This window comes from Serratia sp. FGI94 (assembly GCF_000330865.1).
GTDB lineage: Bacteria > Pseudomonadota > Gammaproteobacteria > Enterobacterales > Enterobacteriaceae > Serratia_B > Serratia_B rubidaea.
Genome location: NC_020064.1, coordinates 922610 through 934751, shown reverse-complemented (window position 1 = coordinate 934751; position 12142 = coordinate 922610). Strand labels below are relative to the sequence as shown.

13 protein-coding genes and 1 tRNA gene are annotated in these 12142 nt (G+C 60.4%); 5 read left to right on the top strand and 9 right to left on the bottom strand.

The window, feature by feature from the left end:
• Nucleotides 1-8: 8 nt before the first annotated feature.
• Nucleotides 9-950, top strand: coding sequence for a sugar-binding transcriptional regulator (locus tag D781_RS04195; RefSeq protein ID WP_015671064.1), 942 nt, complete (start codon nucleotides 9-11; stop codon nucleotides 948-950).
• Between the two features lie 97 nt (nucleotides 951-1047).
• Here D781_RS04195 and D781_RS04190 read toward each other — a convergent pair.
• Nucleotides 1048-1124 (bottom strand) — tRNA-Asp (locus tag D781_RS04190).
• Nucleotides 1125-1280: 156 nt separating this feature from the next.
• Entirely contained in the window at nucleotides 1281-2018 is a 738-nt protein-coding gene (dnaQ, locus tag D781_RS04185) for a DNA polymerase III subunit epsilon (RefSeq protein ID WP_015671063.1), read from the bottom strand.
• A 72-nt stretch (nucleotides 2019-2090) separates the two neighbouring features.
• Here dnaQ and rnhA point away from each other — a divergent pair, with 72 nt between their 5' ends.
• On the top strand, nucleotides 2091-2558 hold the full coding sequence (rnhA, locus tag D781_RS04180) for a ribonuclease HI (RefSeq protein ID WP_015671062.1): 468 nt from the start codon (nucleotides 2091-2093) through the stop codon (nucleotides 2556-2558).
• On the opposite strand, the gene D781_RS04175 is transcribed toward rnhA, so the two are convergent.
• On the bottom strand, nucleotides 2559-3278 hold the full coding sequence (locus D781_RS04175; protein ID WP_015671061.1) for a class I SAM-dependent methyltransferase: 720 nt from the start codon (nucleotides 3276-3278) through the stop codon (nucleotides 2559-2561).
• Between the two features lie 44 nt (nucleotides 3279-3322).
• On the opposite strand from D781_RS04175, the gene gloB reads away from it, so the two are divergent.
• Together gloB and mltD are read left to right on the top strand one after the other, a co-directional pair.
• A complete protein-coding gene (gene gloB / locus D781_RS04170) occupies nucleotides 3323-4078 on the top strand; it encodes a hydroxyacylglutathione hydrolase (protein WP_015671060.1) in 756 nt (251 codons plus the stop codon).
• Nucleotides 4079-4150: 72 nt separating this feature from the next.
• Complete coding sequence (gene mltD / locus D781_RS04165; RefSeq protein ID WP_015671059.1) at nucleotides 4151-5542, top strand: murein transglycosylase D; 1392 nt, start codon at nucleotides 4151-4153, stop codon at nucleotides 5540-5542.
• Between the two features lie 59 nt (nucleotides 5543-5601).
• On the opposite strand, the gene D781_RS04160 is transcribed toward mltD, so the two are convergent.
• Nucleotides 5602-6381 (bottom strand): endonuclease/exonuclease/phosphatase family protein, encoded by a 780-nt coding sequence (locus tag D781_RS04160; protein ID WP_015671058.1) that lies wholly within the window; start codon nucleotides 6379-6381, stop codon nucleotides 5602-5604.
• 279 nt (nucleotides 6382-6660) lie between these two features.
• Here D781_RS04160 and yafC point away from each other — a divergent pair, with 279 nt between their 5' ends.
• Nucleotides 6661-7557 carry a DNA-binding transcriptional regulator YafC gene (yafC, locus tag D781_RS04155; RefSeq protein WP_015671057.1) on the top strand — a complete coding sequence of 299 codons (897 nt, stop codon included), beginning with the start codon at nucleotides 6661-6663 and terminating at the stop codon, nucleotides 7555-7557.
• A gap of 45 nt (nucleotides 7558-7602) precedes the next feature.
• Here the strand turns inward: yafC and dkgB are convergent, their stop codons facing one another.
• The 5 genes from dkgB to D781_RS04130 all read right to left on the bottom strand — a co-directional run bounded on the left by dkgB (nucleotide 7603) and on the right by D781_RS04130 (nucleotide 12142).
• Nucleotides 7603-8406, bottom strand: a complete 804-nt coding sequence (gene dkgB, locus D781_RS04150) for a 2,5-didehydrogluconate reductase DkgB (protein WP_041411997.1) — start codon at nucleotides 8404-8406, stop codon at nucleotides 7603-7605.
• A gap of 139 nt (nucleotides 8407-8545) precedes the next feature.
• Nucleotides 8546-9775 (bottom strand): beta-ketoacyl-ACP synthase, encoded by a 1230-nt coding sequence (locus D781_RS04145; protein ID WP_015671055.1) that lies wholly within the window; start codon nucleotides 9773-9775, stop codon nucleotides 8546-8548.
• A complete protein-coding gene (locus D781_RS04140; protein ID WP_015671054.1) occupies nucleotides 9772-10503 on the bottom strand; it encodes a 3-ketoacyl-ACP reductase FabG2 in 732 nt (243 codons plus the stop codon). Before D781_RS04140 ends, D781_RS04145 begins: the two co-directional genes overlap by 4 nt.
• Nucleotides 10500-10973 carry a hotdog family protein gene (locus D781_RS04135; protein WP_015671053.1) on the bottom strand — a complete coding sequence of 158 codons (474 nt, stop codon included), beginning with the start codon at nucleotides 10971-10973 and terminating at the stop codon, nucleotides 10500-10502. Before D781_RS04135 ends, D781_RS04140 begins: the two co-directional genes overlap by 4 nt.
• The gene (locus D781_RS04130) at nucleotides 10970-12142 is read right to left on the bottom strand and encodes a beta-ketoacyl-[acyl-carrier-protein] synthase family protein (protein WP_015671052.1); all 1173 of its coding nucleotides are present in this window, start codon (nucleotides 12140-12142) and stop codon (nucleotides 10970-10972) included. The genes D781_RS04135 and D781_RS04130 overlap by 4 nt, the downstream gene beginning before the upstream one ends.

Sequence of the window (12142 nt, the reverse complement as noted above, 5' to 3'; positions counted from 1 at the left end):
CAGAGTTCGTGAGCAAAGAAGATGATATCCGGCTGGATCAGAAGGTCCGCGCCGCGTGGATGTACTACATCGCCGGTCTTAACCAGAGCGAAATCGCCAGTCAGCTCGGCACATCGCGGCCCGTGGTGCAGCGGCTGATCGCCGCGGCGAAGGAAGAAGGCATCGTCTCGATCGGGTTACACCATCCGGTGGCCAACTGTCTGGACTATGCCCAGCTGCTGCAGGAAAAATACCGCCTGCTGGAGTGCAACGTGGTGCCGGCTTACGGCGGCGAAGGCACGCTGGACAGCGTCTCTTTCGGCTGCCAGCAGATTATGGCGCGCTATCTGCGCGACGCTCAGGCCAAGGTGATCGGCATCGGCTCCGGGCTGACGCTGAAAAAAACCATTCACCGCATCGATTTCGACAGCCAGAATACCCGCTGCGTCGCCTTGATCAGCGCCATGAACGAAAATGGCGAGTGCAACTATTACGACGATGTACCGCTGCTGCTGGCGCGGAAAATCCAGGCGAAATATTACCAGTGGCCCGCGCCGCGCTATGCGCAGACCACGCAGGAGCACGCCATGTGGTGCGGCAGCCGTCTGTACCGCAACGTCTCGGCGGAGGCGGAGAACTCGGATGTGATTTTTGTCGGCATCGGCGCCCTGGGGACGCAAAGCCCGATCTTCAAAGACGGCTTTATCGATCGCCAGCAGCTGGATGAGCTGACCGCGCTCGGCGGCGTCGGTGAAATTCTGGGGCGCTTTATCCATGCCGACGGCGAAGTGCTCGACTGCGCGATCAACCGACGCAACACCAGCTACGATATCCGCCGCAGCGATTGCCCGCGCATCGCCGCGGCCTGCGGCGAAGATAAGCGGCCGGCGATACTGGCAGCGCTGAAAGGCGGCTGGATCAATGGGCTGGTGACCGACGAGCACAGCGCCCGCTGGTTGCTGACGCGCTGAGTCCGCCGCTGCGCGGCCGGCGGGCCGTGCGGCGCAGACCGGATGGCAGATACGAAAAAGCCCGATGTTATCGGTTGATAACATCGGGCCTGAATAGTGGCGGAACGGACGGGGCTCGAACCCGCGACCCCCTGCGTGACAGGCAGGTATTCTAACCAACTGAACTACCGCTCCGCGCCGTTCCCTCTTGCGGGGGAACGACGCGAATATTACGGATGAGCGCGCATTCCGTCAACGCCTTTTTTCCAGGAAAAATACCGTTTGCACAGTTTTTCAGCTAACCGGGCAAGCGGGTGATTTTGCAGTGCTTTTTTTCGCCGTGAAACGCCGTTATTCTGCGCGCCACAGGCAGTTGCCGCCGCCCTTTTTCGCCACCAGATCCAGACGCGCCTCGTGGGCAACCAGCTCTTCATCGCTGGCGTACACCACTTTCATCGCATTGGCCGGACGCACGACGCGCTGCACCTCCTGCACCGAGTCGCTCTGCTGGGTGTCCCCTTCCATCTGGAAGGCCATCGAGGTCTGGCCGCCGGTCATCGCCAGATAGACTTCCGCCAGGATCTCGGCATCGAGCAATGCGCCGTGCAGCGTACGCTTGCTGTTATCGATTTCGTAACGGCTGCACAGGGCATCCAGGTTGTTGCGCTTGCCCGGGAACAGGCGGCGCGCCATCATCAGGCTGTCGGTGATGGTACAGAAGGTATCGGTATTCGGGATATTCCGCTGCAACATGCGGAACTCGTGATCCATAAAGCCGATATCGAACGACGCGTTGTGAATGACAAGCTCACCGCCGCGGATAAAGTCGAGGAACTCGTCGGCAATCTGATCGAAGGTCGGCTTGTCGGCCAGGAATTCGTCGCTGATGCCGTGTACGCCGTAGGCTTCTGGATCCACCAGCCGGTCCGGTTTGACGTACACATGATAGTGACGGCCGGTCAGGCGCCGGTTGATCACCTCTACCGCACCAATTTCGATGATGCGGTGCCCTTCATAGTGAACCCCTAGCTTGTTCATACCGGTGGTTTCGGTATCAAGAACGATTTGTCTGGTTGGTGTAGTGATCATATTGCAGTGCTCATCGCGCTCGTTTATGTCAGACTTGGCTTTTAAAACCTAATTAGGAAGAGTCTACCAGAGATGCTCAAACAGGTAGAAATTTTCACCGACGGCTCCTGCCTTGGCAACCCCGGCCCCGGTGGTTACGGCGCTATTTTGCGCTACAAACAGACGGAAAAAAGCCTCAGCGCCGGCTATCGGCTCACCACCAACAACCGTATGGAGCTGATGGCGGCGATTGTCGCGCTGGAAACCCTGACCGCGCCCTGCGCGGTAGTGCTCAGCACCGACAGCCAGTACGTCCGCCAGGGGATAACCCAGTGGATCCACAACTGGAAAAAGCGCGGCTGGAAAACCGCCGACAAAAAGCCGGTCAAGAACGTCGATCTGTGGCAGCGGCTGGATCTGGCGATCGCCCGCCATACCGTGCAGTGGGAATGGGTCAAGGGCCATGCGGGCCACCCGGAGAACGAACGCTGCGACGTGCTGGCGCGCGAGGCGGCCGGCAACCCGACCCAGGAAGACAGCGGCTACCAGCCGGACGCCTGATTACGGCAGTTTGCGGTAACTCTTGGTCGCGCCGACCGCGCGGCCAAGGGACGGTTTGCGCGCCCCCATCTTCAGCGGCGTCGGCGTCAGCGGCAAGGTCCGCTTGCGCGCCACAATCATGCTCATGCAACCCAGCGCCGGCAGATGGGTGCTGAGGAACTTCCCCCCCTTACGGTGCCACGGCAACACGTGGAAGCGCGTCTGACACAGCACTTCATAATTCAGCAGGCTCAGCCAGTCCAGCAACCGCATCTGGGTAAACATACGGCTGGCGTACGGCTGCCGCTGACGCAGCCGCGGCACCAGCTTCGCCAGCCCCAGCAGGCTGAGCGGGTTAAAGCTGCTGATCACCAGCCAGCCGTCGTCAATCAGAATGCGGTCCACTTCGCGCAGCATCCGGTGCGGATCGTCGGCGTAAGGCAGACTGTGGGCCAGCAGGCAGGCATCCACCGACTTGGCGGCGAACGGCAGCTGATAGGCGTCGGCGCGCACCTGCAGCCCGGCGCCGCTCATCCCCACGTTGACCTGATGGGAAATGGCGCACTTGTCGGTGGTCAGCTCCGCGCTCAGGCTGCCGATTTTCAGCAGATGGAAGCCGAACAGTTTCGGCCACCAGGGTTGCAACTGCTGTTCCAGCGCGGCACGATAATATTCTCCCCATGGCAACTCGGCCCACGACTGCGGACTTTGAAGCTTTTGTAGAGTGTGGGCTGGTTTCATGATTTATTATCTTCTTTCAAGCCGTTGCCAACGAGAGGTGTCCCATGAATCTTATCAGCATTCCTGCCTTCCAGGACAATTACATTTGGTTATTAGACGACCAGCAAGGCCACTGCGTTATTGTCGACCCGGGCGAGGCGCAGCCGGTGCTGGATGCGCTGCAGCGACTGCAGCTGACGCCGGACGCCATTCTGCTGACCCACCATCACCACGACCACGTGGGCGGCGTGGCGCAAATTGTCGCGCAGTATCCGGCGCTGCCGGTATACGGTCCGCAGGAAACCGCCGATAAAGGGACAACGCAGGTGGTTAAAGGCGGCGATACCGTCAATGCCGGCGGCAGACGCTATCAGGTCATGGCGGTTCCCGGCCATACGCTGGGCCATATCGCCTTTTACAGCGCCCCGTATCTGTTCTGTGGCGATACGCTGTTTTCCGCCGGCTGCGGACGCCTGTTTGAAGGTACCGCAGAGCAAATGCATCACTCATTGCAACAATTCGCGCAACTTCCCGATAACACATTAATTTGCTGCGCGCATGAATATACGCTGGCAAATCTTAAGTTTGCGCGGGCTATTCTGCCGCAAGATCGACAAATAGAAACATATCAGCAACAGGTTGAAGCGTTACGGGCAAAAGGCCAACCCAGCCTGCCGACAACCCTGCAATTAGAGCGAAAAATAAACGTATTCTTACGTTGCCATGACACTGATTTACAAAAAGAATTAGGATTAAACTCTCCGCCGGACGACCTTGCTTCAGCTTTTTCCGAATTACGACGTCGGAAGGATACCTTTTGAAGCTTTTGGTTGTGTTGATTGGCGAAGCACAGTATTATTGCTCGTCTTTTAAGCAACCACATTGACACACACATGAAGGCTAAAGCGATATTACTCGCCTCAGTCTTGCTTGTTGGTTGCCAGTCGTCCAAGCAGGACGCACCGGCTCCTGAACAGCATGCACAGAGTTTGTCTTCGGCAGGTCAAGAAAGTGAAGCAGGAAAGTACACAGCAAATAGTCGAGCGAGCTCGGCGCAGTGGCTGAATAAAAACGGCAACAGCGCCCAACAGCAAGACCTGTGGAACTTCATTAGCGACGAGCTGAAGATGGAGGTTCCGGAAAACTCCCGGATCCGTGAACAAAAAAGAAAGTATTTAAAAAGTAAGAGCTATCTCCACGATGTAACATTACGGGCTGAGCCGTACATGTACTGGATAGTCGAGCAGATTAAAAAACGCAATATGCCGATGGAACTGGTACTGCTACCCATAGTGGAGAGCGCTTTTGACCCACACGCCACATCGAGCGCCAACGCCGCAGGGCTTTGGCAGATTGTGCCGCAAACGGGTCGTAACTATGGTTTGAAGAACAACAAATGGTATGACGGGCGTCGTGACGTCGTCGCCTCAACCACGGCGGCGCTGAACATGATGGAATACCTGAACCGCATGTTTAAGGGCGACTGGCTGCTGACCGTTGCCGCCTATAACAGCGGCGAGGGTCGCGTGATGCGCGCCGTCAAGGCGAACCGCCGTCAGGGCAAACCGACCAACTTCTGGGCATTGTCGCTTCCGCGTGAAACGTCAATCTATGTCCCGAAAATGCTGGCGCTGAGCGAGATTATCAAGCACAGCAAAAAGTATGGCGTGCGTTTGCCGAAAACGGATGAAAGCCGGGCGTTGGCGCGTATCGACGTCGGCCAGCAGATGCGCCTGACCCAGGCAGCCGAGCTGTCCGGGTTGTCGCTGACCAAGATTAAGGCGTTTAATCCAGGTTACAAGAAAGGCGTGACCGCACCTAACGGGCCCCATTACATCATGGTTCCTCAGGGGCATGCCGATCAGCTGAAAGGGTCACTGGCTAACCGCGAGGTTGCCGTGACGCAGCCAACCACCCAGTTGGCGAAAAACAGCGGCCTGACCGGCGGCAGCACCTATAAAGTGCGCTCCGGCGACACCTTGTCGGGCATTGCCCAGCGGCTGAACCTCAGCACCAGCGATCTGCAGAGCTGGAACAATCTGCGCAGCAAAAGCACGCTGAAGGTTGGACAAACGCTGCAGGTAGCCCGTAATGGCGGCAGCAACAGCAGCATCACCTACCGCGTACGCAAGGGTGACTCGCTGGCCAGCATTGCACGTCGTCACGGCGTTGAAATTAACGACGTGATGCGCTGGAACAGCGCGCTCGAACGCAAGAACAGCAGCTTGCAGCCGGGCCTGACGCTGACGTTGTTTGTCGACAACAATGTCTCGCCGGATACCTGACCGCGCGTAAACGTAAAAAAAGCACCTCTCGAGGTGCTTTTTTATTGCCCGCCGCCCGGCTAGCGCGCCGGCTGAAACTCCACCAGCAGCGGATTATGATCCGAAGCGCGCGTCACCAGCACCGAGGCCTCCGCCACGCCCAAATCGCGGTAGAACACAAAGTCCAGCGGGCGGCCAAAGGCTTTGCGCCGATGATCGTCAGTAAAGTTCACTTCGCGCAGCGCCATATCGCCGGCAAACTGGTACAGCGCATTGATGCGTCTGCGGCTCCAGGCGTTAAAATCTCCCGCCATGATCACCGGCCCGCGATGGCTGGCAATCTGTTCGCCGATCGGCCCCAGCTGCTTACTGTAAACGTCCACGCCCAGGCTGAAATTAACCGCATGGATGTTCACCACCATCAGCAGCTCATCGTTAAACAGTGGGTAGACGGTGATCAGCGCCGACTTCGCCAGGCGCAGCAGCGGCTCCTTCTCACGCAGCGGGCAACAATACACCGGGTGCGCCGCCGCCAGCGTCATCACGCCGGAGGGATGCTGCGGCAGGGAAAAGGCCGGCACCTGATCGGCCGCCAGATAGTTGGAGGTGGCAAACTGCACCAGTTCCGGCGTGGTTTGCGCCTCCTGCAACAGTACCAGTTGTGCGTCCTTGCCGAAGCTTTTCAGCACCGACAGCCAGTCGGCACGCTGCTGTTTAAAGATATTCCAGACCATCACCCGCAGCGCACCACCGGTGGGCAACGCGGCGCCCGGCGGCAACGGTGCGTTGTGGGCGCCAGGGAAAATCCGCTCTACCGGTTGGCCTGCAACATACCTCATGGCGTAAGTTCGTTTCGGCACGCTATTCGCCTATTCCCCATTAAAAGGACGGTAATTATTCCCGCCAACAATGAATTGATTATACGCCGCTCCTGGCCACTTGTTAGGCTTTCCGCTGCATAACCTTATCTGTTATAGGGGCGACGCGGCGGCTTTTCAATCACCAAGGCGCTTCCCGTCTGTAAAGATAGCGCTGGTGGGCCGCTACGCCGGTTCAGATTGCTGACGCCCCTTATCCCCTTTATGCTTAACTGATAAAAATGCTCAAAGTTTTAAGTCAGCCTTGCTAGCGGAGCAACAATGAAAGCGAATTCGGACGAACTGATCACCTTTGTCACGGTGGTGGAAAACGGCAGTTTCAGCCGCGCGGCGGAACGCCTGGGGCAGGCCAACTCCGTGGTGAGCCGCACGGTCAAAAAGCTGGAAAACAAGCTGGGCGTCACCCTGCTCAACCGCACCACCCGCCAAATCAGTCTGACGCAGGAGGGGGAAAACTATTTCCGCCAGGTGCAAAAGGTGCTGACGGAGATGGCGGCGGCGGAAAATGCGCTGATGGAGAGCCGCCAGCGGCCGCAAGGGCTGCTGCGCGTCGACGCCGCTACGCCGGTGGTGCTGCACGTTCTGGCGCCGCTGGTGGCCGAGTTCCGCACGCTGTACCCAGAGATGTCGCTGTCGCTGGTGTCGTCGGAAACCTTTATCAACCTGATTGAACGCAAGGTGGATATCGCCATTCGCGTGGGAGAGCTCACCGACTCCAGCCTGAAGGCGCGCAAGCTGATGAACAGTTATCGCAAAGTGCTGGCCTCGCCGGACTATCTGACCAAACACGGCACGCCGACCACGGTGGAAGAGCTGCGTCAGCACTGCTGCATCGGTTTTAACGACCTGGTGGCGCTCAACCGCTGGCCGCTCTCCTGCGCCGACGGCCGTCAGCTGGAGATCGAACCGGGGCTGACCAGCAACAGCGGCGAAACCCACCGCCACCTGTGTCTGTATGGCAACGGCATCGCCTGCCTGTCCGACTTTATGAGTGATGAAGACGTCAGACGCGGCGATCTGGTGCCGATCCTGGCCGAACAGACGCTGCCGCTCGCCATGCCGATTAACGCGGTATATTACAGCGACAGCGCGGTCAGCAACCGTCTGCGCAGCTTTATCGACTTTCTCAGCGCGCGTCTCGGCAGCGCTCAGCCGTAAAAAAGGCGCCTTGCGGCGCCCGTACGTCAATCGTCCAACCGGCGTTTAGTCCCACGCCGGCGCCAGACCTTCCGGGCTGACCAGACGGCCGCCGCACTCCAGCGCGGCGATCTCGGCCATATCCTGCCCGCTCAGCGTCAGCTGCTGCGCCAGCAGGTTACTGGCCAGGTTGTCGCGCTTGGTGGATGACGGAATCACCGCATAGTCCTGCTGCAGCGCCCAGGCCAGAATCACCTGCGCCGCGGTGGCATTATGGCGGGCGGCGATGGCGTTGATAACCTCATCCTGCAGCGCCTTACCGTAGGCCAGCGTCATGTAGGAAGTAATAGCGATGCCGTGCTGACGGGCAAACTCTACCACCTGACGGTTCTGCAGATATGGCGACAGCTCGATCTGGTTGGTGGCAATCTCCTCCGCCCCCACCGCGTCGATCGCCTGCTGCATCAGCGCCACGGTAAAGTTGGAAATACCGATCTGACGCGTCAGCCCCTGCCGTTTCGCCTCCAGCAGTTCCGCCATAAACTCCGCCACCGGCACTTCATCGTTCGGCGACGGCCAGTGGATCAGCGTCAGGTCGACGTAGTCGGTTTTCAGCTTTTGCAGGCTCTCCTGCAGGCTGGGGATCAGTTTTCCCTTTGCCAGGTTGGCGGTCCAAATCTTGGTGGTGATAAACAGCGCTTCACGCGCGACGCCGCTCTCGGCAATCGCCTCGCCCACCGCCGCTTCGTTGTCATAGATCTGCGCGGTGTCGATGGCGCGGTAACCCAGTTCAAGCGCGTTGCGTACGGAATCTTTCACCACCTGATCCTGCAGGCGGAAAGTGCCCAAACCAAATGCTGGAATGCTCATCATCTCTCTCTCAATTTGTTTAATGAAATACCACTGACGAGAGTATGACAGCGCTTTTGTTGATCAAAAACAGCAGGAAATGCAGAAGACTTTTAGCTGCAACGCAATAATGGCCGGAGATTGCTCCGGCCGGATGCGGCTACGCCCAGCGGCGCAGAATCAGCGAGGTATTGATGCCGCCGAAGGCGAAATTGTTCGACTGAACAAATTCGGTCTCGATGGCGCGGTAATCACCCATGATGTAATCCAGATTGCCGCAGGCGCTGTCCGGTTCCGTCAGGTTAATCGTCGGTGCAAACTGACCGTCGCGCATCATCTCCAACGCCAGCCAGGCCTCAAGCGCACCGCAGGCGCCCAGCGTGTGGCCGAAGTAGCTTTTCATCGACGAGATTGGCGTTTGGTTGCCGTAGATCGCCGCGGTCGCCAGACTTTCGGCAATATCGCCCCGATCGGTGGCCGTGCCGTGCGCGCTGATATAGCCGATATCGCCAGCCGTCAGACCGGCGATATCCAGCGCCTGCTGAATGCAGATCTGCATGGTTTCACGCTGCGGCTGGGTAATATGCGCGGCGTCGCAGTTGGTGGCGAAGCCGACGATCTCGCCGTAAATCGTCGCACCGCGCGCCTGTGCATGCTCCAGCGATTCCAGGATCAGCGTGGTAGCACCTTCCCCGATCACCAGCCCGTCGCGCTGGCGATCAAACGGCCGCGGCGTCAGATCCGGCCGCTGGTTCTGCTGGCTGGTGGCGAACAGGGTATCGAACACCGCCGCTTCCGACGGGCACAGCTCCTCCGCGCCCCCCGCCACCATCACCGTCTGGTAACCGTGGCGGATGCTCTCATAGGCATAACCGATCGCCTGACTGCCGGAGGTGCAGGCGCTGGAGGTCGGGATCACCCTTCCGCGCAGGCCGAAGAACAAGCCGGTGTTGACCGCCGCAGTGTGCGGCATCATCCGCACATAGGTGGTGCCGGTAATATTGTGGGTGTGCTTTTCGGTCAGCATGGTGGCGAACTCGCTGACCGAGTCGGTGCTGCCGCTCGACGAACCGTAGGCGATGCCGGTCGCGCCGCTGGTCAGCACCGCATCCTCCAGCAGGCCGGCCTGCTCCAGCGCCAGCTCCGTGGCGCGGGTCGCCAACAGCGACACCCGCCCCATCGAGCGAATGCGTTTACGCGTGTAGTGATCCGGCAGGGCAAAATCGTCCACCGGCGCGCCCAGCCGCGCATTCAGCCCCAGGTACGCTTCCCACTGTGCCATATAGCGCACCGCGCTTTTCCCCTGCCGCAGTCGCGCATCAATCTGCCGCCAGTCGTTCCCAAAGGCGGTGATGCCCGCCATGCCGGTGATCACCACCCGCTGCGTCATACCATGCCTCCGTTAATGGAAATCACCTGCCGCGTCACATAGCCGGCAATGTCCGACATCAGGTAGCTGGCCAGCCCGGCGACCTCCTCGGCCGTGCCCATGCGTTTTAACGGAATGGCGCGCATCGCCTCATCCCTCGCCAGCGGCTCCATATCAACCATACCGGTATCAATCAGCCCGGGGGCAATACAGTTCACGGTGATTTTGCGCTTCGCCAGCTCAACCGCCAGCGCCTTACAGGCGCCGATTACGCCCGCCTTGGCGGCGCTGTAGTTGACCTGCCCGCGGTTGCCCATCACGCCGGACACCGACGACAGCGCGATAATCCGTCCGCCTTTACGCAGACCGATCATCGGCATCACGCACGGGTGCAGCACGTTGTAAAAACTGTCGAGGTTGGTATGGATCACGCCGTCCCAGTCGCCGTCGCTCAGCGCCGGGAAAGCACCGTCGCGGGTGATGCCGGCGTTATTCACCACGCCGTAGTAGGCGCCGTGGTGCTCGATATCCTGCTCCAGCCGCTCGCGGCACTGAACGCGATCGCTGATATCAAACTGAATCAGCCGCCCCTGACCGCCGGCCGCCGTAATCTGCTGCAGCGTCTGTTCTGCGCCGGCCCTGTCACGGTGATAATGCACCACCATATAAAAACCATCGGCCGCCAGACGACAGGCGATCGCCTGTCCGATTCCTTTGCTGGCGCCGGTGACTAAAACGGAACGCGTCATGCGTTGCCCCCTGGATTGGTTAGTTGAGTAATTTCCTGCTGGTCGGGCTGGTAGGTATTGAGCCTGCCGTGCGCAACCTGCTGCTCGTTCAGCGTCAGCGTGCATTCAAAACAGGCCAGTTTCTCATCGCGGAACAGCTGCCGGGCGCTGACCACCAGCTCGCTGCCGGCGGCGAACGCCGGCTGCTCACAGCGAATGGCGCGGCCGCCCAGCAGCATGCCCAGCGCCGGCGGCAGACCGGACTGACGCCCGTGCCAGCCGCTCCAGACGCCGATGGTCTGCGCCATCAGCTCCACCGCATACCAGGCGGGTAATGCGCCCTGCTCATCGAGAAACGGCGCCAGCACGCCGCGGTCGCTGACCCGGACCGTACAGCTGGCGCCTTCTTCATCCACGCTGACGACCTGCTCCAGCAGCACCATCGGCGCTTCATGCGGCAAATAGTATTCAGCAGCCTGATAACAACTCATGGCAGCGCTCCTAACAACAGGCAGGCATTGTTGCCGCCAAAAGCAAATGAATTCGACAAAATCGTCCGCCGCGTCAGCGCCTGCGGCGCGGTCAACAGATCGATCGCCGCCAGCTCGCCGTCACGCGGCGCCTGGCTGAAGTCCTGCACCGGCAGCGGCAGATCTTCCGTCAGCAGCAGCCAACTCAGCCCGGCCTCCACCGCGCCGGCGGCGCCCAGCGTATGGCCGGTCAGATGTTTGGTCGAGCTGCACGGCGTGGCGGCGCCAAACATACGCTGCACCACCTGCGCCTCCATCGCGTCATTCAGACGGGTCGCGGTGCCGTGCAGATTGATGTAGCCAATATCCTGCGGCTGCAGCCCGGCAGTCTGCAGCGCCATCGCGATCGCCCGCTCCGCCCCCAGCCCCTGCGGATGCGGCGCCGACATATGCCAGGCGTCGGACGATTCACCCACGCCCAACAGCGCCACCGGCGCCGGCTCGGCGCTCAACAGGATCAGCGCCGCGCCTTCACCGATATTGATGCCGCTGCGCCCCTGGGCAAAAGGCGTGCAGCGCGTCGCTGACAGCGACTCCAGGCTGCGGAAACCGTTAATCGCCATCTGGCACAGGCTATCGGCACCGCCGACAATCGCCGCATCCACCAGCCCGGCGTCAATCAGGCGTTTGCCGCTGATGATCGCCCGCGCGCTGGAGGAACAGGCGGTCGACAGCGTATAGGCCGGCCCCTGCACGCCAAGCAGCGCGCTCAGAAACTGCGCCGGATCGCCCAGCTCCTGCTGAGCATAATCATAGCCCGCCGGCCACTCGCCGTGCTGCTGGTAATACTGCAGCCCCAGCTCCCCTTCGTGGATCCCCGAGGTGCTGGTGCCGAGGATCACCGCCACGCGATCCGCGCCGTAGCGCGCTATCGCCTCTTCGACCTGCGGCGCGATCTGCGCCAGCGCCGCCAGCAACAGACGATTATTACGCGAGTCGTGACGGCGCAGCGCCGCCGGCAGCGTCGGCAAGTCTCCCATCACCGCACCATACCATGACGGCTCGTCGCCCAGCAGCCACCGGGTTTGCGGCTGCATGCCCGGCGCGCGGCCGGTACGCAGGCTGTGCGCGGTTTGCGCCAGGGTCATGCCCAGCGCGCTGACCATGCCCAGCGCGGAGAAATAAATCAT